This is a genomic window from Desulfitobacterium chlororespirans DSM 11544 (assembly GCF_900143285.1).
In the GTDB taxonomy this organism is placed as follows: domain Bacteria; phylum Bacillota; class Desulfitobacteriia; order Desulfitobacteriales; family Desulfitobacteriaceae; genus Desulfitobacterium; species Desulfitobacterium chlororespirans.
Genome location: NZ_FRDN01000010.1, coordinates 144611 through 166413 on the forward strand (window position 1 = coordinate 144611; position 21803 = coordinate 166413).

Here is a 21803-nt window from a genome sequence, read left to right on the forward strand (position 1 = left end):
CTTCAGTTTATCTTTTTTATTTTTTTATTTCAGGCTTATTTTTTGTTTTCTGCTTCAAACTTTCTCATGAATTCCACTAAATCCTTGACCCCCTGAATAGGCATGGCATTGTAAATACTGGCCCTCATCCCGCCTACTGTGCGATATCCTTTAAGGTTCTCAAAACCGGCGGCCTTGGCTTCTTTGATGAACTTGGCATCCAGTTCCTCAGAGCCTGTCACAAAGGGAACATTCATTAAGGAGCGGTCTTTTTTCACCACGGTTCCTTTAAACATGGCACTGGCGTCCAGATAATCATAAAGAATGGCGGCTTTTTCCTCGTTGATCTTTTGCATAGCCTCCAGTCCGCCCAGCTTTTTGAGCCATTTGAACACTTTACCACAGATGTATATTCCATAAACCGGCGGTGTATTATAGGCGGAATTGTTATCCAGATGGACTTTATATTTGAGCATAGTGGGGGTTCCCGGCAAAACATCCTCTGTGATCAGATCCTCCCGGATAATGACAATCACGACTCCGGCGGGCCCTACATTCTTCTGGGCTCCGGCAAAAATAAGTCCATATTGGGTGACATCGATGGGTTCGGATAGGAAATCGGAAGACATATCGGCGATTAAAGGTTTATCTCCCACCTCGGGAAGCTCATTAAACTTGGTGCCGAAGATGGTATTATTGTGGCAGATGTAGACATAGTCTGCATCCTCGGAGAATTTTAAATCCTTAAGGTCCGGAATATAGGAGTAGTTCTGGTCCTCTGATGAGGCGACGACATTGATTTTGCCGTACAGCTTTCCCTCGGAAATAGCTTTCTTGGCCCATTGCCCGGTGTTCAGATGATCCGCCACCCGGTTCTTCATCAGGTTCATGGGAACCATGGCAAATTGCTGGGAGGCCCCTCCCTGGAGGAAGAGCACCTTGTAGTTATCAGGAATCTTTAGCAAGTCCCTTAAGTCCTGAGCGGCTTCGTTCATCATTCCTTCAATGGTCTTGGTGCGGTGGCTCATTTCCATGACGGACATGCCCGTTCCCTGATAATCCAGCATCTCCTCTGCGGCTTCTCTTAAGACTTCCTCAGGCAATACAGCCGGTCCTGCTGAAAAATTGTACACTCTTTTCATCTTGAAATTTCCCCCTTATTTATAATGTTTTATGAATGTTGACAGATATTGGGTTATCCAGAATAGACAAAACCCACCCCAGTCATTGGGGCGGGTTTTCCGCGGTGCCACCCAAGTTTCAGCCTTTACGGTTTACGGGCGGTAAATCCTGCCCCTATCCTCCTTAGTATCCTTAAGGAGAACTAGGACAGTGCAGCACAGAAAATAAATAAAACCTCTCATCCCAATCAGGGACGAGAGGTTATTCCCGCGTTGCCACCCATGTTGCCGTAATCGGCCAACTTATGTCCGCGATATCGGGCGGAACCCGTCACAATTCTTCATTGGCCACTCCAGGATGGAATCCACTTCGCTTCTATGACTGACTTGCACCAACCGTCAGCTCTCTACACATATTCGGCGCCGGACGTCCTTTCATCGTGTTGGACTATAGATTGACGTTGTTATGATTCTAATCTATTACACAGCTTTTTGTCAAGAGGTATCAGCAAAATAATTATTTTCCTGCTTCGACACCTGTTTCCACATTGCCTTCCAAGCCGATAGCAAGGGCGACGGTGCGCATTCCTTTGATGGTCTCTTCGATGATCTCGTTCAAATCCTTGCCCAGACGATCGGCTCCGGCTTCGATCACTTCCCGGTTGACATTCTCGGCAAAGCTTTTTTGCTTCCATTTCTTTTTAACGGATTTGGCAGTCAGGTCATGAAGGCTCTTGCTGGGACGAAGCAAAGCCGTGGCTGAGACCAAACCTGTCAATTCGTCAATGGTGAATAGGACTTTTTCCACGTTCTCCCGGGGCTCCACATCATGGACCAGACCGTAGCCATGGCTTTCAATAGCCCGGATGAATTCTGCCGGCAATCCTTGGGGGGTGAGGATCTCCCGGGTTTTGCGGCAGTGTTGATCAGGGTACAGCTCAAAATCAATATCATGCAATAAGCCGATATTCCCCCAAAGGTCAGGGTCTTCCTGATAAAGGGAAGCAAAATGGCGCATCACCGCTTCCACTGTCAGGGAGTGACGCAATAAGGTCTCGCTTTTTACATACTCATTGAGAAGCTGCCAAGCAGCCTCCCTATCCTTTGTATAATCCGGCATCCGACATCCTTCTTTCTATCGTGGTATTTGTATTTAGCAATACTTCAGTTGTATTTTTGATTGGACACAGCACTTTATCTATTGCCCAGTTCTTCAAGGTTATAGGGAGTTTCCTGATAGACATAGTAATTCAGCCAATTGGCAAAAAGTAAATTGGAATGCCCCCTCCACCTGACGACAGGCATCTGCCTGGGATCATCCCCAGGATAGTAGTTCTGAGGAATGTTGATGGGGAGTTCGTAGGATATATCTCGATCATATTCTGCTTTCAGAGTGTAGGGATCGTATTCGGAATGACCTGTGACAAAAATCTGCCGGCCACCCTTGGTCCCGACGAGATAGACTCCAGACTCCTCAGATTCCGAAAAAATCTCCAGCTCCGGCACCTTGACGATATCTTCTTTTCTGACTTCTGTATGCCGGGAGTGAGGAACATAAAAGATATCATCAAAACCTCTGAGCAAACGGATATCCCTGCGGTTTAAGGTATGAGGAAATACGCCGAACATTTTAGCCGGCAAGGGATACTTGGGAACACCAAAGAAGTGATAAAGCCCGGCCTGGGCTCCCCAGCAAATGAACAGGGTGGAAAAGACATTGGCTTTGCTCCAGTCCATAATCTTTTGCAGCTCCGGCCAAAAATCAACCTCTTCAAAGGGCATCTGCTCGATAGGGGCACCGGTAATGATCATGCCGTCAAATTTCTGATCTTTGATGCTGTCAAAGGTCTGATAATACTTAATGAGGTATTCTTCCGGGGTATTCTTGGAACAATGGGTTTCCGGGTAAAGAAGGGTAATATCCACCTGCAAGGGGGAATTCCCTAAGAGTCTGAGAATCTGTGTTTCTGTTATAATCTTATTAGGCATGAGATTGAGAATGACAATACTGAGAGGGCGAATGTCCTGATGTTCGGCACGCTTCTCTTCCATAATAAAAACATCCTCTTTAGTGAGTATTTCTGCTGCAGGCAGGCCATCGGGTACATTGATCGGCATAGTATTCTCCCTTCGCTACACTTAGAAAATTTTTTGTTCATTCTTCCCAAAATAAAGAAAACCTCTTTCCAAGAAAGAGGGTATCGCTAAAAATTCCTCTCTCATCTATCAATGCTTCCATCGCAGGAATTAGCACCGTTGTATTCATCCGAATACCGGTTGCTGGGTTTCATCGGGCCAGTCCCTCCACCACTCTTGATAAGAAATGGGCTGTATTTAGTTGATGACGATGTAAATCGTCATTGGCACTATATTATTACATCTTGGCACTAAAGTCAATCTGCTCTATAACAAAATTATTGTAAAGGGATTGTCCGAGTCGCGTAGCTTTACGCACAACGCTCTCTCCATAGCTCCGGGGCTGGTTAACCTGGCCGCCCCTCCGCTAAATCCGTTCACTCTTGTGCGTAAAGCTACGCTTGTGGGTCCCTTTTCAGCATTTATCTGAGGCTTTTGAGACTCCTTTACAGGTCTTTTTCATAACAGAAGACGGCTCTCCCCGGCTAAAAGCAGGATGAGAACCGTCTTATTCCTCATTATCCTTAGATATCTATACTCTGAGCTTAAAGTTTCCCGCCTTCGACAATTAACTCCTCAGGTTTTACATCGTCCCCGTACACGGGCAGGAGGGTTTTTTCATAGGCTTGCTTTACGAAATTTTCTTTAGCGAGCTCTGCCAACTCCTGATTGATCCAGTTTAAGAGTTCGGTGTCGCCTTTCTTTACTGCCGGTGCAATGGTGTCCGTGCTGCCTAAAGTAGGTACACCTACGGTGAAGCCCGGATTGGATTTGGCCCAGGCGAGAACTTCCGTATTGTCATGAGCTAAGGCGGCTCCCCGGCCATCTTTTAAGGCTTCAAAGGCTTCCGTGTTTTGATCATACTTAAGAAGTTCCAGATCCGGGTGATTTTTGGTCAGATAATCCTGAGCTGTGGTTCCTTTATTGACAATAACCTTCTTCCCTTGAAGCTGGTCGATAGAGGTGATCAAGGCTCCGTCAGGTGAGACGATGCCCAGGGCAACTTTCATATAAGGGTTGGCGAAATCCACTTTTTGCTTTCTTTCTTCTGTAACTGTGAAATTAGCCATAATAATGTCGACCTTGTTGGATTCGAGATAAGGTACTCTGTTGGCAGCCTCCACCAATACGAACTCTACTTTGGATTCGTCCCCTAAAAGGTCTTTGGCGAAGCGTCTGGCGATTTCCACATCAAAGCCTTGATTCTGGCCATTGGCATCTACATAACCAAAGGGCGGCTTATCGCTGAATACGCCAATCCTCAGGGTTCCCCGCTGCTTGATTTCTTCCAGGGAGCCTGCTGAAGAGGCACCGTTTGACTTATTTGCGTTGTTGGCATTATTTGCTTGATCGCCGCCTGTCTGGCCGCACCCCACAAGTCCGCCCAGGAGCAATGCTCCGGCCAGAACGAGGGCTAGGGATCTGATCATCTTTTTCATCTTTTCTCTCAACCTTTCTTCTCTTGGTTTTGGGGCACTAATATTGAAATATATTAAGAAATTGCTTCGCCCGCTCGGTGCGTGGGTTATTGAAGAACTCCTGGGGACCGGCAATTTCACAAATATTACCTGAATCCATGAAGACGACCCGGTCGGCGACCGCTTGGGCAAAGCCCATCTCATGAGTGACAATGATCATGGTCATTCCCTGTTTGGCCAGGCCCAGCATCACGTCAAGAACCTCCCGGACCATTTCCGGATCAAGGGATGCTGTCACCTCATCAAAAAGCATGATCTCCGGATTCATACATAAGGCTCTGACGATAGCGATTCTCTGCTTCTGGCCTCCGGATAGCTCTCTTGGCCAAGCGTCTATTCTATCGAATAACCCCACTCTTTCCAAAAGGGCCTTGGCTTGCTCCATGACTTGGCTGCGTTCCCTGTTCTGTACCTTTGTCGGCCCCAGGAGAATATTCTCAAGCACCGTCATATGGGGAAAAAGATCATAGTTTTGAAAAACCATACCGATCTGCTGACGAATCTGCCCCCAATCGACTTTTCCTCTGATCAGGCTTTGACCTGAAAGCAGGATATCTCCTTTTTGAATGGGTTCAAGACCATTAAGGCAGCGGAGCAAAGTGCTTTTGCCGCATCCGGAGGGCCCTAAAACCACAATGACCTCACCTCTGCGAACCTGGAGATCAATCCCCTTAAGAACGGGTTTGCCCCCATACTCTTTATGCAAATCCTTGATTGCCAATAAAATCTCTCTTTGCTCACTACTCATTGAATCACTCCTAACTACTCCACTTGGCTTCCAGTCTCTTGGCCAGACGGGATAATGGATAGCACATGATGAAGTACAGCATAAAAATAAGTCCATAAATCCAGAAGGAGGCAGTGGGAACGGTAAAGCGAGCGTTCTCGATAATCTGCTGACCGACTTTGAGGATTTCCACCACCCCGATAAGTACCGCAAGGGAGGTGGTCTTGACCATCCGTGTGGCCAGGTTAATCGTGGCAGGCAGCATCCGTCTTACAGCCTGAGGAATTAAAACATACCGGTAAAGCTGCCCAAAGCTTAAACCCAGAGCTTTACCGGAATCGCTCTGATGCCGGGGCAAGGACTCCAGGGCGCCCCTGACGATGTCACCCATTTCTGCCGTCCCCCAGAGAATAAAGACAATGATGACGATGACCTCACCTTCCAGATGAATATTAAAGACTGAGGTTATGCCGAAATAGCCGATGAATAACCAGACAAGGACGGGAATAATTCGGAAGGCTTCCAGGTAAAGGCGGCAGAGCACTTTGATCAGCTTGGATTTCATGGTCATGAGCAGACCAAAGGCAATTCCTGTGCAGGCAGAGATTAAGATAGCGATGAAGGCAATCCTTATTGTAACCAGCAACCCCTCCAGCAGACGCACTATATTCTGTGAGGTAAAGAGCATCTCAAGGGCCGAATTCAGCATAGCGCACCTTCCTCTCCAACCAAGTCAAGAACAAAGACAAAGGCAACAGGATGATTAAGTAAGAAACGACCAACATCAAGAGGGATTCAACGGTCTGATAATACATCCCAATCAAATCTTTGGTAACATTCATAAGATCGAGAATAGCGATGGCTCCGAGGACGGAGGTTTCTTTGAGCAGGAAGATACAGTTGGCACCAAGGGCTGGGATGCTGAAGGAAAAAGCCTGAGGGAATACCACATAGCGGATCAGCTGCCACCTCGAAAGCCCTAAACTCAGGCCGGATTCAATCTGGGATTTGCTCACCGCTTCCATTCCGCCGCGCAAGGCCTCAGCCATATAACTCCCTCCTAAAAAGGAAAGACCGAGAATCGCACAAGTTGTCTCACTTAATGTCACCCCCAGCTTCGGCAGTCCAAAATAGAGAAAGTAGACCTGGATCAGCAAAGGGGTATTCCGGGAGAGCTCTATATACCCTCCCATGATCGTTTTTAAAAGAGGTATACGGTAATACATGATGACACTGCAGATCAGGCCAAGGAGCAGGGAGAACAGTGTCCCCCCAAAAGCCAGCTTTAAGGTAAGCCAGGCCGCTTTTTCATATAAAGGGATGTTTTGAAGAATGAATTCCCAATTTAAATTCATGCCGGCCTCTCTTTCAGTCCATTCTGCAAAGCTTCTTTGCTCACACACATTTATATAATTCCTATATATTTAGTATGACATATCGGAATTATATATTCTGACTGTCGCTCTGTCAATCCTTAATTTTTGCCAAAGCAAAAAAGGAACCGACAGCTTTTGAACCGGAATAAGGTTCGCGAGATGTCAGTTCCTTTTTCTTTTTTAGTTGGGCCGCACACTATCTGTGGGTCAACAAACTATTAACATAGGAGAATCAGAAAATTTCCAGGCCCACCGGGCAATGATCGGAGCCCATGATCTGATCGTAGATCATAGCGTCTTTGAGCTCATTCTTCAGGCTTTCCGAGACACAAAAGTAGTCGATACGCCACCCTGCATTATTGGCCCGGGCATTGAACATATAGGACCACCAGGTGTAGGCTTCTGTTTTATCCGGGTTGAAATGGCGGAAGGTATCGATAAAGCCGTTCTTAAGAAGTTCACTGAATTTTGCCCGTTCTTCATCAGTGAAGCCGGCATTTTTGCGATTGGTTTTAGGATTTTTGAGATCGATCTCCGTATGGGCGACATTGAGATCGCCGCAAAAGATCACTGGTTTGGAGTTTTCCAGGTTTTTAAGATAACTGAGGAATTCCGCTTCCCAGATCATGCGATAATCCAAGCGGGCCAAGTCCCTTTGCGAGTTTGGGGTGTAGACCGTAACCAGGTAAAAGGTGTCGAATTCAAGGGTAATGACCCGCCCTTCCTGATCATGCTCTGCTTGGCCGATCCCATAGGACACACTCAGGGGTTCTTTTTTGGCAAAGACTGCGGTTCCGGAATAACCTTTCTTCTGAGCAAAATTCCAATAGGCATGATACCCCTCCAACTGGAAAGGGATCTGCTCTTCCTGAAGCTTGGTTTCCTGAAGGCAAAAGATATCCGCTTGCTCCTGCTGGAAAAAGTCCATAAAGCCCTTATTCAGACAAGCCCGCAGGCCATTGACATTCCATGATATTAATTTCATCCCGTTCTCTCCTCTTAATGACGTTCTTTGTGCCATTAATCCCTTTGGATTGCAGCTTATTTGGTCATTGTCTATTTATAATCAGTCTAGCTTTGTAACTATAAAAAATCAAGCTTTCAGCTTCACAAGGCTGAAAGCCTGATTTCAGGGTATTCATTGTGTAATTTAAGTCTTATCTGCCGCATTCCTGAGCCAGCCAGGCTTTTTCTTCAGCATCCAGGTAAGGCTCCAGGGTGGTGTAGACCATTTTATGATACTCATTCAGCCATGTTTGCTCTTCTTCTGTGAGGAGGCTTTGCTCCACACCCCCTAAGTCGATAGGGCAATAGGTCACAGCTTCAAAGCCCATAAATTGGCCGAATTCAGTCTCCTCGGCTTTTCTCACCACCATCATATTCTCGGTGCGAATGCCGTGTTTCCCTTCTTTATAGATACCGGGCTCATTGGTCAGGATCATCCCTGCTTCCAGTTTTACGGTATTAGGGGTCTGGCTCAGCCGCTGGGGACCTTCATGAACATTCAAAAACATGCCCACCCCATGACCTGTACCGCATTTGTAATCCATGCCGTATTTCCAGATGGGCTGTCTGGCCAGGACATCTAAGTTCGAGCCTGTAGCACCGTAAAGGAATTTAACGGTGGCTAAGGCGATATGTCCCTTCAGCACCAAGGTAAAATCTCTTTTTTCTTCTTCAGTCAGGGGCCCTAAAACGATGGTACGGGTGATGTCCGTGGTGCCGCCGAAGTATTGACCGCCTGAATCCACCAAAAGAAATCCTTCCGCTGCCAAGGTGTAAGCTTTTTCCGGAGTGGCCTTATAGTGCATCATGGCGGCATGATCTTTATAGCCGGCAATAGTATCGAAACTCAGGCCCACACATTCCTTGTTGGCTCTCCGTAAGGTTTCCAGGGTATCTTCAGCCGAGAGTTCGGTTATTTCTTCCTTGCCCAGGGTGGTTTTAAGCCATTTGATAAAGCGGACCATCGCCACTCCGTCATGGATATTACTGGTCTTTAGGTTATCCAGTTCTATCTCATTTTTAATAGCCTTCAGCATCGTGGTGGGATTGGTTCCCTCGACCTTCTTCGCTTGAGGATGGATGGCATGGTCAAGAATTGCGTTGACGAACTCCGGATCGATAAGAACGGCATCATCCCCGCCAAGCCCCTGCAGAAGCCCGGCGACAGCGTCATAGCCTTTGATTTGGATCCCATCTCTCTCCAGCTCGGCTTTTACCGGAGCCGGAACCTTGCCCGGATCGATACATAAGGTGCACGCATCCTCGGTAACCAGGACATGAGCAATGGTCACCGGGTTGTTGGGGACATCGGCCCCCCGGATATTTAAGAGCCAGGCGATATCATCCAGGGCTGTCAGTACATGAACATTGGCTCCCTTGCCTTTCATCTGCTGACGCAGATCATTGAGCTTCTCTACCCGGGAACGCCCCGCATAGCTTACGTCATGAACGAAGATATCCCGGGCAGGGATGGGAGGGCGATCTTGCCATAACTGCCCCACCAGATCCTGGTCGAATTTTATGGTAATTCTGCCTGCCCATTCTTTTTCCATGTCTCTAAGCTGTTTGGCCGAAAAAACATGTCCGTCCAAGCCAAGGGTGCTTCCCTCCGGTAAATTCTCTTTTAACCACTCTATATAGCTGGGCACTTGAGGGTCGGCTGCCTTGAACAAACGAATTCCTGAATTGCGGAGCTGTTGTTCCGCTTGAATGTAATAGCGGCCATCTGTCCATAAACCTGCATCCTTCAAAGTAATGACTACTGTTCCGGCGGAGCCGGTAAAGCCGGAAATCCACTGCCGGCTTTTAAAATGGTCGGCGACATATTCGCTGAGATGGGAGTCGGAGCTGGGAATAATATAGGCAGCCAGGCCATTATCCGTCATCAGCTTTCTGAGCTCGGCAACCCGCCCTTGAATGTCCATGTTTTTACCTCACTTGCGCTGTAATTTTGGGAAATTTCACTATTAAATAGTGATGAGACTAAATATTGATGAGGCGTTTGGCCTCGGCCATAGCGGTGACGATATCATACATATTGGCCACCTGGCCTACTGCCAGTTGCTTGGTAATGCCATAATAGTTCAGGCAGGTACCGCAGGTTTGAATGATGGTTCCTTGAGCCGCCATGGCTTTTAAATCTTCTATACTGTTAGAGTCCTTACTGGTCAGATGGGCTCCGGAATTAAAGAAGAGAAGGCGGGCAGGCGGCGGGGTCAGCTCTCTGAGGGAATAGATAAAACCTTTGAGGAGAATTCGTCCCAGTTCTTCGCTGCCTTCTCCCATGGTGTTCCGTCCGATGGCGACCACCAGGCCTGAATCTTCCGCCGTTCCGGAGGTTTCAACAGCACAGCCTTCTCCGGCAACAATGGTGACTTCAATGACGCCGTTGTCTTTTTCCAGATACTCAGCCTGATATCCCATGCCTTCGGCCATCTTTTGCAGATTTTGCCGCGATATGTCGTTATCCACCAGTACGGTCACGACTCCCCCTGCTTCGCCCAATTCTGCCAAGGCTTTCTTGGCACGAATCACGGGAATAGGGCACACTTGTCCCAGAGCATCGATGGTTATCATTAAATCGTCCTCCTTATCTAAATCCGCAGGCTAAGCCGGCGGTGTTTTAATATTGTCAGGCTGCCATGCTGCTTTAGGTTATCACTGATGATTCAAATTTATGTTCATTGTGCTGATCTCTCGGAAAACAAGGCGGGGCAGAATGAAAAGCGGGACCTGTCCCCTTGATTCACCTTAGAAGAATGGGGAGAGCCTGGCGGGAAACAACTTCTCCGATCAGTGCTGCTTGGGGCTCTGCCTCCTGTATAGCACGCAAAGCCTCCTGGGCGCAATCTCCGGGCACACTGAGCAGCAGCCCTCCCGAGGTCTGGGGATCGAGCATCAGCTCCTGTAACGGAAAGGGAATATCTTTAAATTCCACCGCTCCCTCCATAAAGTTGCGATTGCGCTGACCGGCTGCGGTCAGCAGATATCCTTGGGCATAAGTATATGCTTGAGCAATATAAGGCAGCTCCGAAGGGTGAAGCACAATGGTCGTGGACCCTCCGGCCATCTCCCGGGCGTGGGCAAGAAGCCCAAAGCCGGTGATATCCGTACAGGCATGAATGGGAAAGTCGCGGGCTTTTTCAGCCGCATATTTATTGAGACGCTGCATGGAAGCCAGGGCCGCCTCTATAGCCTCTGCTTCCGCCATTTCTCCCCGCAGGGCAGCCATGACAATGCCAACCCCCAGGGGTTTGGTGAGAATCAACCGGTCCCCGGGCTGGGGGGTATTGTTCTTCCAGATTCTCCGGGGATCAAGCCGCCCTGTGACCGCCAGGCCATATTTGGGCTCCCGATCATAGATGGAATGCCCCCCACAGAGAACGGCTCCCGCTTCCTGGAGCTTCTCCGCTCCTCCTGCCAAGATCTCCCCTAAGTCCTGGATGTCCTCCCGCTCAGGATAGCAGACAAGGTTCAGAGCAAAAAGGGGGGCTCCTCCCATGGCATAGACATCACTTAAGGCATTAGCTGCGGCAATGCGCCCAAAGGTCCGCGGGTCCTCTACCATAGGTGTAAAGAAATCCACGGTAGAAACGATGGCTGTATCTTCATTTATCTGGTAAACCGCCGCATCGTCTGAAGCATCAAAGCCTACCAAAAGCTGAGGATCCTGAAAAACCGGCAAACCGGAAAGAACTTTGGATAATTCACCAGGCCCGATTTTAGCTCCGCATCCTCCTGTGGTACAGCTTGATAAAAAAGACTTCATCTGCTGAATATCTCCTTTCCGTGCCTAGTACTCTGTAACACCTAATTCCTCATCGTTTTAAGTATTACAGAGTATTAGGCAAGAATTCTTCTTCTATCATAACGCTTTCATTTGATTTATGCCAGATTAAGCCGTATATAAAAATAGAGAAGCCACGGAAGCGGCTTCATCTTTTTCAAACTATTAAAAATATAGCGCCTAATAGGCAGGAAAATAGTATAAAAAATCGAAAACCTAGATAGCCGAAGCTCTTGATAGAAGCGCATAAGATTGAAGGAGTGAATTATTTTGCTAAAAAAGAAAATCATTACAGCATTTTTCTTGGTAATGGTCGTAACATTAACCGGTTGTTCTTTCGGCTCCAATCAAGTATTCACTGTGGAGGGTCTCGCTCAGGAAAAGAATTTTTCTGTAGGTGAGTTAAACAAAAATTATCTGCTGGACCACCAATACAAGCATAAGGACGGAACCTTTATGTCTATAAATCTGACCGATATACACACCGAAGACGAGATTGTCCTGACGGATACTACCCTTCAGCACTCAGTTGTACTGACCAGCGCCGACTCTTTAGGGCACACCAAGGAAGCTTTGAACGACGCCCTGTTTTTTGAGCTTTATACCAATAAAGGCCGGAAAGCAAATCTTGATCTGCGCGTGTTCATGATCGAAGATGCTGAAGGCAAGAGCGAGATCATTTTGAACTGTGAGAAATTTGATATGACTTTATATGATTATCTCGTAATTGGTCCTGTGGAAGAGGCCGGCAATCAGCGCTTGCTCTTTGCTATCAAGCAAGAAGCCTAAGCGACAGGCAGTTTCGTTTTTAACCGCAGGATGATCGTAACCCCTTGTCCCGGGCGGTTAGCGATAGATAGGCCATAGTCTTCTCCATAATAGAGCCGGATCCTCTCTTCCACGTTTTTCAGGCCCACACCACCGAGCCGGAGGGGATCTTTTCCTTTCTCCATGTCCTCAAATCCCCCGCCATTATCCTCAACGGATAAAAACAGCTCATCCTTCTCCCCTTTTCGGGCAGTGATGCGGATCATTCCTCCCCCTGGCATTTTACGAATGCCATGATAGATAGCGTTTTCCACTAAGGGCTGGAGAAAGATTTTAGGTATGCTTATATCCATTAAACCATCCTCTGCCTGAATCTCGTAGGACAATTTATCCTGATAGCGCTCTTTCTGAATAAACAAGTACTGACGTACATGATCCAGTTCATCCCGAACGGTGGTGGTTTCGCTGCCTCCACGCAAGGATAGCCGGAAAAAGCGCGCCATGGCTTTACTCACGGATATAACTCGCTCTGTATTACCGAATTCGGCCAACCAGACAATGGTATCCAAGGTATTGTACAGAAAATGAGGATTGATCTGGCTATAAAGAGTCTTTAATTCACTGGCACGTAAAAACTGTTCCTTACTCCTGATTTCGTTCATCAGCTCCTGAATACGATCCAGCATGGAGAGAAAATGGGTGGATAGGCTGGCGATCTCAGCACTACCTACGACAGATACTTCTGTAGCCAATGACCCTTTTTCCACCTCTTCCATAGCTTTCTCCAATTGGCGGATGGGCCGGGCTACGCTGCTCGCATAGATAGCACTGCTCCCAAAGGCTGCCAAAAGGAGGACTGAGCCGAGCACAACCAACACGATCATGATCTCCGCTTCCATGCGCTTGACCCCATCCAGGGAAGCCACACCAACCAAGACCCAATCACTGTTGTTTAAGTCATAGCGATGGGTAAGCTTATATTCCCGGGAAAGTTCATTGCCTTCCATCTCCAGCATGTCTATGAGCTCTAAGCGTTTTTCTTCCTGACTGAAGTACTCCGGATTAGGATGGTAGACCACGCGCTGACTTTGATTAAGAATATAGGAGTAGCCCTCTTGCCCTAGATTCATATCCTTCAAAATGGATTCGATGGCATCATATTTGAGATCAATACGCAACACGCCAAGGTGTTTCTTCTTCTCATCGGTAAGCTCCCGTCCTAGGGAAATGACCCAATTGTCCTTGTCCATAGAAAACTCCTGCATTCTTGCGGAGGTAAGGATGGGCATAGTACTCCCCAGTGCCTCCTGATACCACTCCTGATCCTGAATGTCCCCTGAATAATGCATCTCTAAATTCTGCTCGTTGGTAATAAGCTGCCCCTTGGCGCCGATCAGAATGATGGAGGCAATCTCAGGATTGGTGTTCAACATCCCTTGAATCATTCTCTCGATATCTCTCCGCTCATCACCGGTCAAATAGTCAGTGCCGGATTGATCGAAGTACCGATGCACTTGAGGGCTTTCTGCCAATAGATCAGAAAGCCCTTTTAATTGATCAATATACATTTCCAATTGACGGCCGCTTTTATCGATGGCTGTAGCCGTGGTCTTGGCCACTTCCTGGCTCACAATCCTTGTGGTACTGAAGAAAAGAGCCAATCCCATCGCCCCGACAATAAACAAGCTAGCTACAAGGTAAAAGACAAGAATCTGAGTACGAATACCCCATAAACGCCAGGGTTTCATCATATATTTCCCCCCATAGTATCCCTGTAGCTGTTAGGTGACAGGCCATAGCGCTTTTTAAAGCAAGTACTGAAGTAACTTGGATCGTCAAAACCAACTTTTTCGGCAATTTCATAGATCTTGTAAGATGTGACCAACAGCAATATCTTAGAGCGTTCCAAGCGCATGGTTGTTAGATATTCTTGAAAAGGAATGCCAAAATTCTGTTTAAAAACTGTGCTCAGATAGCCGCTGCTTAAGTTGATTTCTTCGGCAAGACGCCCGAGGGAAAAAGCCGGCTCAGAGAGGGAATGGTTCATCACCTGAAGGATCATATCCCGATAGTGATGGTGGCCTTCATTTCCCCCATGCTCTAATTGTTTCAGGCTCGCCAAGGATTCCATAGCTCGTCTTTGCTCCGCTTTTTCTTTAAGATCATTGACTAATTTGCTCAAAAGCTCCAGGATATCGCTGCGTGAAACCGGCTTGAGCAGGTAATCGTCCACTCCCGCCTTTAAGGCTGTGACCGCATATTCAAAATAATCATAGCCGGTAATGATAGCCACCCGGATTTCCGGGTCCACGGCTTTGATTTCCCGGGCTAAATTAAGACCGTCCATGTTGGGCATGTTGATATCGGCCAGCACAATATCCGGGCGCTTTTCCTTTACAATATCCAGCGCCCGCGCACCATCTTCGGCTTCATAAACTTCACTGATGCTCTGTTCCTGGAAGTTAATGAGCTGTTTGATACCTTGGCGGATTATGGGCTCATCATCAACAATCAGCAGTTTATACATGATCTTTTGAACCCTCACTTTCCCGCCAACAGCCTGAATTTGACAATTCCACAGCCTGAAGATATCATTCTATCCTGCTGAGATACTGTCCATAGCCCTTCTCTTGAAGCTCGGATAAGGGAATAAAGCGCAGGGCGGCACTATTGATGCAATAGCGAAGACCGCCATCCTCCGGGGGACCGTCGTTAAAGAGATGCCCCAGATGGGAATCCCCGGCCCGGCTGCGAACCTCGATTCTCTTCATGCCAAAGGTAGAATCCTCTTTTTCTATAATGACTTCCTGAGCAATGGGCCGGTTAAAACTGGGCCACCCCGTTCCCGAATCAAATTTGTCTTTTGAAGCAAACAAGGGCTCCCCCGTCACCACATCCACATATAAACCCTGTTCATGATGATCCCAGTATTCATTAGCGAAGGAGCGTTCTGTGGCGTCCTTTTGGGTCACGGCATATTGCAGATCGGTCAAGGTTTTACGCAGTACATCATCACTGGGTTTATTATAAAGTCCAGGATCAATGTTCACAAGTTTTTGCTCTTCTATGGGCGAAAAATCAATATGGGAGTAGCCATGGGGATTCTTGACAAGATAATCCTGGTGGTATTCCTCCGCTTCATAAAAATGGGCCAGAGGGAGCACTTCAGTAACAATAGGCTTTTTATACTTGTTTTGCTCCTCCGTTATGACCTTAAGAATGATCTCACGGTCAACTTCATTTTGATAATAAATCCCTGTGCGGTACTGAGTACCCACATCATTTCCCTGGCGATTCAAAGAGGTTGGATCGATGATCCTAAAGAAGTATTCCAAAATGGTTTTCAGGTCAACCCGCTCCGGATCATAACGAACATGAGCCGTTTCAGCGTGTCCCGAATCCCGATAGCAAACATCCTCATAGGTTGGGTTTTCGGTGTTCCCGTTGGCATAGCCCACCGTCACATCGGCCACACCGTAAATTCTTGAGAGATAGGCATCCACATCCCAGAAACAACCCCCGGCTATCCATATCTCCTGAAGTTCTTTTCCTTCATAGGAGACTCCCATATTGGGGTTATCCGGAAATCGCTTTGCGGATTCAGCCGGCACCGCTGCCTCACTGCAACCGGTACCGACAATGGATAAGAATATTAACATAGCAACACTAAGAAGAATCCGGCTTACCTTGATTTTCACGGTGCCCACTCATCCTTTCCTGAATGATTTATGTTCCTCTACTTATTACTATTTTCTTTTTTCATACTATCGGCCATGCTGTCTTTCTCCATCATGTCTCCGGATTTGCTGTCATCTTTCATCATATCTCCGCTCTTGCCGTCTTTCTCCATCATATCTCCACTCTTGCCGTCTTCTTTCATCATGTCTTCACTCTTGCTGTCTTCCTTCATCATATCTCCACTCTTGCTGTCATCTTTCATCATGTCTCCGCTCTTGTTGTCTTCTTTCATGGTGTCTTCCATCTTGGGGGCATCTTTCATGTCGTTTCCTTGAGCAGCGCTGCTGCCACAGCCACTTAATCCAAGTACAGTGGTAATAAGGAGTAGCGTCAGTAATAGTTTTTTCATCCTTTAAGCACCTCTTCTTTATTTAATTCATCCCTGGGGGCATGCCCGGGGAGTGTAATTGTCTTCATTATAGGCTGCTATTTGATTCGCCGGAATTGAATGGTATCGGATAAAACCTGAATTTAAGCAGGTATTTATACTATTGCTTGCAAGAATTATTTCGGAGGCCTATGCCTCACCTCACTCACAATATGCCACTCATTCAGCATCTGAACGCCAATGGATGCTAAGCTACCTGTCAAACAAAATTTTCATTATACGTAATGCAGCTTCAGCTGCATAGATGTCTGATACAAAAAATTAACAGCCGGTCCATTATGAACTGGCTGTTAATTTTTTAGTATTCGTTCACCACGCTGGTGGCTGTTTTGGCTCTTTTATTCGGACTAATCCGGGGCTGACTGAGACTCTTATTTAAGGATTATCTCATTCTTTGCGGAGGGGGTGCTTCATCAGCCTTCCCGGCATAGGTCTGCACGAAGGAGGCATACCTTTCCGCCTCATCCCCTACAACGACCAAGTCCGTATCCAGCCAATTCCTGCGCCTGATCGCCACCATTGCCCAATCCTCAGCCTTTCCCTTGATATACTGTTGGGCCCCTGCTGTTCCTTTCGACCAGATTTGACCGGAAGGCAAAACCAATTCCAAATAAATTGGCGTATCAGGCATCTCAACGCCATGGATCCGATAAGAATTGGGGCGGGCCTGCCAGGAGAGAAAGAGGGTGTGAACGATTCGCTCCGCCACTTTTACAGGAATTTTCAGGTGATCATAAACATCGGTGGAATGGGCCCATAATTCCATCAGGCGGGCTGAGGCCAGGGATTTAGCCGCCATCGGCAAGTTAGGCGCCCAGGGTATGCGTGCCTTGGGATCGCTGTTGTATAAAGCCCAGTTCATCTTGGTGCGGACCTGGCGCCACCAACTCAATACTTCGGCCTTGCTCATGTTCCGTTTTTCCGGACATCTGTAGAATTCATCATGGGTGCCCGGCGGATTGGCATCCCCCAAACTTTCAGCTTCACCTAAAATCAATTTCCCTGCCGCCTCATCAAAAAGAGCAATATGAATGATCTCATCTTTAATGGTCCACAGCCCCGGAACTTCCTCCTGCAAACCCATCGGTTTAATCACTTCCTGCCATTGCTGTTCTGTCAGATTATCCACCAAACTGTCCACCAAAGACTGTTCCGCCAGTAGATCATTGAGTATGGCTTTCATCGCCCATCTCCCCTATCTTAAGCATTTAATTTCACATCGTTTCCGGAAAATCCTTACGGGCAAAAGTGGTCCGGAGCTTGTACTTTTGAATCTTCCCCGCCTGATCCACCGGAAATTCATCCACAAATTCCACCCGGCGGGGTTTTTTATAGCCGGCCAGGTATTTTTTACAGTGTTCCTGAATCCCCTCCCCCGTTACAGCCTGCCCGGGCTTAGTCTTAATCACCGCCATCACGGCTTCCCCAAACCTGGGGTCCGGTACCCCAATCACCGCACAGTCATGAACGGCGGAATGAGTACGGATAACCCCTTCCACTTCCTGAGCGAAAACATTTTCTCCTCCGGACTTAATCATATCCTTTTTGCGATCCATGAAATAGTAATAGCCCTTTTCATCTTTCCTCAGCAGATCCCCGGTATAGACCCAGCCCCCTTTGATCACTTCCTCGGTCAGTTCCGGTTGATTATAATAACCGGTCATCACCGAGGGGCCCCGGGCGATGCATTCACCGGTTTCGCCAACCGGGACTTCCCGGCCGCTCTCATCCACAAGCCGCAATTCGAGGAAAGACATCTCTTTCCCTACACTTTTGGTCAGCTCCGGGTTGTTTTCGAGCACCTCCCGGGTCAGCACAAAGGTGGTGCCTACCCCGCCTGTTTCAGTAAGCCCATAACCGCACCGGACGACACAGTTAGGGAAAACCTCATAGAGTTTGTGGACAATCTCCGGCGAAGTACCTCCCGCCGATGAATGAACGGACTTGACGGAACTCAGGTCGTATTCCGCAAGTGAGGGCAAGGCGAAAATCCGGTGATAGGAAGAGGGCGGCAGCAGCATGACATTGGTAACTCTCTCCTCCTGAATCTGCCGCAGAATTTTCTCCGGTTCAAATCCGTCACAGACAATCAACGTGTTACCCGCCCCGATGGCCACATTCAGCCAGGAGAGCCCGGCCTGGTGGCATAAAGGAGACTGGGTCAGCATCACCCGGTCAGGCCCTCCCAGTTCCAAGGCTGTTGTGATGCCGATCACCTGGAAAATCTCCTGCCGTTGGGTTCTCATCACCCCTTTGGAACGCCCGGTTGTTCCTCCGGTAAACTGTATTCTGCACAAATCTTCTTCGCCGATCAGTACATCCGGTTCTTCCTCATGGTCATGGTCTGTCAAGGCCTCAAAAGCATACTCTCCCTGTATTGGTTGTTCACCCACCCGTATCACCAAGGAGATCGTCTTAACATTCTCCTTGACTTGCCGGACTTGATCATCAAAAAGCTCATGATAGACGAACACTTGGCAATCTGCCTGCTCAAGCAGACAGCCAATCTCCTGGGAAGCCAGACGATAGTTTATGGCTACCGAGACGGCTCCGATCTTTTGCACCGCATAGTAAAGTTCGACAATCCGCAGTCCATTGGGCAGCAGGTAAGCTACTTTATCCCCTTTTGTCACTCCCAGCTCCAAAAGACCGTGAGCCAGCTTATTAACCCGCCTATTTAATTGAGCATAAGAGATGGGCTGCCGGTTACAGACGATTGCCGTTTTTTGCGGATATCGATTAGCATTTAAGGTCAAAAAAAATCCTATATGAAGAGGAAACAAATTGTTCATCCTTTCTGCGCTTCCATCCATCCTGCCGGAAAAAGAGCTAGAGCAGCAAAGCGATGCGGTTAAGTTCTTCGGCCATCGCTGATATTTCCTGGATGCCGGCTGTGACTTCTTCGGTAGCGGCGGCCTGTCCCTGACTGGATTGAAGGGAGTTCATACTTTTTAGATTGATCTGGTTCACTTTTTCCTGAATAGAATCCGTTAGTCTTTGGATTTGCGGAATCGTGCTGCGGGTTTGTTCGGACAGCTTTCTTATTTCTTCAGCCACCACCCCGAATCCGTTGCCCTGTTTTCCCGCCCGGGTCGCTTCTATGGCTGCGTTAAAGCCCAGCATATTGGTGGCATCGGCGATCTTTCTGATCAAGGCCATAATACCCCTGATTTCCTCGGTATGAGCGGCAACCTCTCTGATCTTGTCGTTCTGCACTTTCTCATTGGTATGAATATCCGCAGCCGAGGCCGTCAACTGCTGGACGGCCGCCGAAATCTCCAAAAGACCTTTTTCCAGATCGGCCGCTATTTGCCGCAATTCCACCGCGGTCTTTTTAGGGGTGATAATCCCCAAAATGGCAACGATCTCATCCTTATTCTCCTCATCGAACAAAGGATAATTAGCAACCGTCACCGGAACCCCGTACTTTTCTTCCCCCATTTCCAGAATCACCGGACTTTGGCTTGACAAGGCTTGGCGGGCTGCTTCGTCTTCTTCCCGGTTCTGCCCCAGCTGAAAACTCTGCAAATCAAATCTGGAGGAGGCTTGTCTCATCACAACCTTTTTTAAATCCGAGATATACAACAGAGCGCCATCATGATACATTTCCGCCAGAATCGGGGCAAAATTGCCAAAAGCGGCAATGACCGGATGAATTCGGGGCCAAGCCATATTGAAAGCTCCCTGAACCTGATCATATTCATCCACATAGGGAAGGGTAGACATAATCAACCGCTCTCCCTGCTTGGATCGTTTGATCGATTGATTGAGCAGGAGGGTCCGTTCCTTCATTGCTCTGATGGATGAGTATCTCTCATCCAGCTGATCTCCTGTTTTGACGATCTGAATTCCGAACTTCTCGGAGCTTTTCGTCCAGGTTACAGTATTTCCTTCCACCAGCCAAAACATCGCCCCGCCGGGTATGGCATCCACCAGCACCTCGGCCAGCAGCTTACAGGAGTTTATTGCTCTCTGATCAAGCATCTATGTCCTCCTTTTAAATTTTATTTGACTCTGTGTTTCCGGCTTTCCCAGTACTCTGTAAAACTAAACTCCTTTTTTAATAATATTTTTCTCATAAAAAGAAGCTATCTCCCTTGCGCTGAAGCCGGCCTCCGCCAAGATATCTTCGTTATCCATGCCAATGGCCGGACAGCCCCGCCAGATGTGTCCAGGATTATTTTTAAATTTGGGGACGATATTTTGCCCGGTAATGCTTTGGCCGTCAACCGTCTGCCACCGGGTGATGGTTTCCCTGGCCAGAAAGTGAGGATGATCCGGCATCATTTCATGATTCATAAGCATACTGCAGGGGACCCCGGCAGAGCTCAGGATCTCTTCCACTTCCCGGGCCGTTCTTTGCCGGCAAAAATCCTCAATGGCCTCCTCCAGCTTTTGTCCGCCCAGGGTATCCAGCTTATAGCTGCCCAAGGCCGGAAATTCATCCGTCCCATAAGTGAAACCGAAAATCGGCAGCGCCGCTTTAACCACACCGACCCCCAACAATACGATATAGACCTTTTTGCCGTCTCCGCACCGATAGCTGTTAAAGCCGGCATTGTTGTTATTTCCCATCCCCCGGCGGTAAACCCGCTCGGTATGGTTCCAGCTGTCCAGGGGCCACCCTGACTGACATCTTAAAATGGCCTCATACTGAGCCACATCGATACTGTCTCCCTCTCCTGTCTTTTGAGCACGGATATAGGCGGCCAAAGCGGAATAAGCCGCCAGAAAACCGGTATAATAATCGGCAATGCTGACTTCTGCGGGAGCAGGCCGGGTGCCGGGCAGACCATTCATAGACATCAGTCCGCCAAAGGCCTGAGCAATTGGATCATAAGAGGCCCGGCCGGTATAACTGCGGTCTCCTGTCTGACCGAATCCGGAGATGTGCACGATGACCAGCCGGGGATTGACTTCCCATAGGACCTCATCTGTAAGCCCCCATTTCCCGTATTGTCCTCCTCGGGATGCCTCGATAAAAATGTCGGCCTTGCCAAGCAAACGCAAAAATATCTCTTTTCCCTCCGGGGTCGGGATATTCAGGGCAATAGTTCTTTGGTTCCGCCGATCCAGCTGAGAGGCCATCCCTGGACCATAGCGGGTAATATCCATGGCTTTGGCGCTCTCCACCCAGATCACATCCGCTCCCATATCCGCCATCAGTGCCGCGGCAAAAGGCCCGGCAATGGACATCGAAGCATGCATGACCCGGACTCCTTGAAGAGCACCCCTTTGCGGGGCATCCGCACGCTTAACCATAGTGACACCTCTTCTTCCCTACTTTTTATCCGGGAGTC

Annotated in this window: 20 protein-coding genes and 1 riboswitch; of the genes, 1 reads left to right on the forward strand and 19 read right to left on the reverse strand. The window is 48.2% G+C overall.

What is annotated here, in order from left to right:
- Positions 1-35: 35 nt before the first annotated feature.
- The 11 genes from serC to selD form a co-directional block, all read right to left on the reverse strand.
- On the reverse strand, positions 36-1121 hold the full coding sequence (gene serC, locus BUA14_RS16570) for a 3-phosphoserine/phosphohydroxythreonine transaminase (RefSeq protein ID WP_072773631.1): 1086 nt from the start codon (positions 1119-1121) through the stop codon (positions 36-38).
- 496 nt (positions 1122-1617) lie between these two features.
- Positions 1618-2220 (reverse strand): HDIG domain-containing metalloprotein, encoded by a 603-nt coding sequence (locus BUA14_RS16575; RefSeq protein WP_072773632.1) that lies wholly within the window; start codon positions 2218-2220, stop codon positions 1618-1620.
- A 74-nt stretch (positions 2221-2294) separates the two neighbouring features.
- Positions 2295-3218: a homoserine O-acetyltransferase MetA gene (gene metA / locus BUA14_RS16580; RefSeq protein WP_072773633.1), complete on the reverse strand. Its 924-nt coding sequence runs from the start codon at positions 3216-3218 to the stop codon at positions 2295-2297.
- Between the two features lie 98 nt (positions 3219-3316).
- Positions 3317-3423, reverse strand: a riboswitch (SAM riboswitch).
- 358 nt (positions 3424-3781) lie between these two features.
- Positions 3782-4675, reverse strand: coding sequence for a cysteine ABC transporter substrate-binding protein (locus BUA14_RS16585; RefSeq protein WP_072773734.1), 894 nt, complete (start codon positions 4673-4675; stop codon positions 3782-3784).
- Between the two features lie 37 nt (positions 4676-4712).
- Positions 4713-5462, reverse strand: a complete 750-nt coding sequence (locus tag BUA14_RS16590) for an amino acid ABC transporter ATP-binding protein (RefSeq protein WP_072773634.1) — start codon at positions 5460-5462, stop codon at positions 4713-4715.
- 10 nt (positions 5463-5472) lie between these two features.
- On the reverse strand, positions 5473-6150 hold the full coding sequence (locus BUA14_RS16595; protein ID WP_072773635.1) for an amino acid ABC transporter permease: 678 nt from the start codon (positions 6148-6150) through the stop codon (positions 5473-5475).
- Positions 6131-6796 (reverse strand): amino acid ABC transporter permease, encoded by a 666-nt coding sequence (locus tag BUA14_RS16600; protein ID WP_072773735.1) that lies wholly within the window; start codon positions 6794-6796, stop codon positions 6131-6133. Before BUA14_RS16600 ends, BUA14_RS16595 begins: the two co-directional genes overlap by 20 nt.
- Positions 6797-7049: 253 nt before the next feature.
- A complete protein-coding gene (locus tag BUA14_RS16605; RefSeq protein WP_072773636.1) occupies positions 7050-7802 on the reverse strand; it encodes an exodeoxyribonuclease III in 753 nt (250 codons plus the stop codon).
- 172 nt (positions 7803-7974) lie between these two features.
- Positions 7975-9747 (reverse strand): aminopeptidase P family protein, encoded by a 1773-nt coding sequence (locus BUA14_RS16610; protein WP_072773637.1) that lies wholly within the window; start codon positions 9745-9747, stop codon positions 7975-7977.
- Positions 9748-9805: 58 nt separating this feature from the next.
- On the reverse strand, positions 9806-10399 hold the full coding sequence (yedF, locus tag BUA14_RS16615; RefSeq protein WP_072773638.1) for a sulfurtransferase-like selenium metabolism protein YedF: 594 nt from the start codon (positions 10397-10399) through the stop codon (positions 9806-9808).
- A gap of 169 nt (positions 10400-10568) precedes the next feature.
- Positions 10569-11591 (reverse strand): selenide, water dikinase SelD, encoded by a 1023-nt coding sequence (selD, locus tag BUA14_RS16620; protein ID WP_072773639.1) that lies wholly within the window; start codon positions 11589-11591, stop codon positions 10569-10571.
- 288 nt (positions 11592-11879) lie between these two features.
- Between selD and BUA14_RS16625 the strand changes: the two genes are divergently transcribed.
- Positions 11880-12398 (forward strand): hypothetical protein, encoded by a 519-nt coding sequence (locus BUA14_RS16625; protein ID WP_242954671.1) that lies wholly within the window; start codon positions 11880-11882, stop codon positions 12396-12398.
- On the opposite strand, the gene BUA14_RS16630 is transcribed toward BUA14_RS16625, so the two are convergent.
- From BUA14_RS16630 to BUA14_RS16665, 8 genes are all read right to left on the reverse strand, one after another.
- Positions 12395-14128, reverse strand: coding sequence for a cache domain-containing sensor histidine kinase (locus BUA14_RS16630; RefSeq protein WP_072773640.1), 1734 nt, complete (start codon positions 14126-14128; stop codon positions 12395-12397). The genes BUA14_RS16625 and BUA14_RS16630 overlap by 4 nt on opposite strands.
- Complete coding sequence (locus tag BUA14_RS16635; RefSeq protein ID WP_072773641.1) at positions 14125-14904, reverse strand: response regulator transcription factor; 780 nt, start codon at positions 14902-14904, stop codon at positions 14125-14127. The genes BUA14_RS16630 and BUA14_RS16635 overlap by 4 nt, the downstream gene beginning before the upstream one ends.
- Positions 14905-14968: 64 nt before the next feature.
- Positions 14969-16075 (reverse strand): peptide-methionine (R)-S-oxide reductase MsrB, encoded by a 1107-nt coding sequence (gene msrB, locus BUA14_RS16640; RefSeq protein WP_072773737.1) that lies wholly within the window; start codon positions 16073-16075, stop codon positions 14969-14971.
- Between the two features lie 38 nt (positions 16076-16113).
- Positions 16114-16464: a hypothetical protein gene (locus BUA14_RS16645; RefSeq protein WP_072773642.1), complete on the reverse strand. Its 351-nt coding sequence runs from the start codon at positions 16462-16464 to the stop codon at positions 16114-16116.
- A 421-nt stretch (positions 16465-16885) separates the two neighbouring features.
- Positions 16886-17686, reverse strand: a complete 801-nt coding sequence (locus tag BUA14_RS16650; RefSeq protein WP_072773643.1) for a TIGR03084 family metal-binding protein — start codon at positions 17684-17686, stop codon at positions 16886-16888.
- 31 nt (positions 17687-17717) lie between these two features.
- Entirely contained in the window at positions 17718-19295 is a 1578-nt protein-coding gene (locus tag BUA14_RS16655) for a class I adenylate-forming enzyme family protein (RefSeq protein WP_242954672.1), read from the reverse strand.
- A gap of 37 nt (positions 19296-19332) precedes the next feature.
- Complete coding sequence (locus BUA14_RS16660) at positions 19333-20487, reverse strand: methyl-accepting chemotaxis protein (protein ID WP_072773644.1); 1155 nt, start codon at positions 20485-20487, stop codon at positions 19333-19335.
- Positions 20488-20550: 63 nt separating this feature from the next.
- Positions 20551-21765 carry a CoA transferase gene (locus tag BUA14_RS16665; protein ID WP_072773645.1) on the reverse strand — a complete coding sequence of 405 codons (1215 nt, stop codon included), beginning with the start codon at positions 21763-21765 and terminating at the stop codon, positions 20551-20553.
- Between the last annotated feature and the right edge of the window lie 38 nt (positions 21766-21803).

Excerpts from the sequence above, each read along its gene's own strand:
- serC (WP_072773631.1), bottom strand. The coding sequence starts at position 1,121 with ATGAAAAGAGTGTACAATTTTTCAGCAGGACCGGCTGTATTGCCTGAG.
- BUA14_RS16575 (WP_072773632.1), bottom strand. The coding sequence starts at position 2,220 with ATGCCGGATTATACAAAGGATAGGGAGGCTGCTTGGCAGCTTCTCAAT.
- metA (WP_072773633.1), bottom strand. The coding sequence starts at position 3,218 with ATGCCGATCAATGTACCCGATGGCCTGCCTGCAGCAGAAATACTCACT.
- BUA14_RS16585 (WP_072773734.1), bottom strand. The coding sequence starts at position 4,675 with ATGAAAAAGATGATCAGATCCCTAGCCCTCGTTCTGGCCGGAGCATTG.
- BUA14_RS16590 (WP_072773634.1), bottom strand. The coding sequence starts at position 5,462 with ATGAGTAGTGAGCAAAGAGAGATTTTATTGGCAATCAAGGATTTGCAT.
- BUA14_RS16595 (WP_072773635.1), bottom strand. The coding sequence starts at position 6,150 with ATGCTGAATTCGGCCCTTGAGATGCTCTTTACCTCACAGAATATAGTG.
- BUA14_RS16600 (WP_072773735.1), bottom strand. The coding sequence starts at position 6,796 with ATGAATTTAAATTGGGAATTCATTCTTCAAAACATCCCTTTATATGAA.
- BUA14_RS16605 (WP_072773636.1), bottom strand. The coding sequence starts at position 7,802 with ATGAAATTAATATCATGGAATGTCAATGGCCTGCGGGCTTGTCTGAAT.
- BUA14_RS16610 (WP_072773637.1), bottom strand. The coding sequence starts at position 9,747 with ATGGACATTCAAGGGCGGGTTGCCGAGCTCAGAAAGCTGATGACGGAT.
- yedF (WP_072773638.1), bottom strand. The coding sequence starts at position 10,399 with ATGATAACCATCGATGCTCTGGGACAAGTGTGCCCTATTCCCGTGATT.
- selD (WP_072773639.1), bottom strand. The coding sequence starts at position 11,591 with ATGAAGTCTTTTTTATCAAGCTGTACCACAGGAGGATGCGGAGCTAAA.
- BUA14_RS16630 (WP_072773640.1), bottom strand. The coding sequence starts at position 14,128 with ATGATGAAACCCTGGCGTTTATGGGGTATTCGTACTCAGATTCTTGTC.
- BUA14_RS16635 (WP_072773641.1), bottom strand. The coding sequence starts at position 14,904 with ATGTATAAACTGCTGATTGTTGATGATGAGCCCATAATCCGCCAAGGT.
- BUA14_RS16645 (WP_072773642.1), bottom strand. The coding sequence starts at position 16,464 with ATGAAAAAACTATTACTGACGCTACTCCTTATTACCACTGTACTTGGA.
- BUA14_RS16650 (WP_072773643.1), bottom strand. The coding sequence starts at position 17,686 with ATGAAAGCCATACTCAATGATCTACTGGCGGAACAGTCTTTGGTGGAC.
- BUA14_RS16655 (WP_242954672.1), bottom strand. The coding sequence starts at position 19,295 with ATGAACAATTTGTTTCCTCTTCATATAGGATTTTTTTTGACCTTAAAT.
- BUA14_RS16660 (WP_072773644.1), bottom strand. The coding sequence starts at position 20,487 with ATGCTTGATCAGAGAGCAATAAACTCCTGTAAGCTGCTGGCCGAGGTG.
- BUA14_RS16665 (WP_072773645.1), bottom strand. The coding sequence starts at position 21,765 with ATGGTTAAGCGTGCGGATGCCCCGCAAAGGGGTGCTCTTCAAGGAGTC.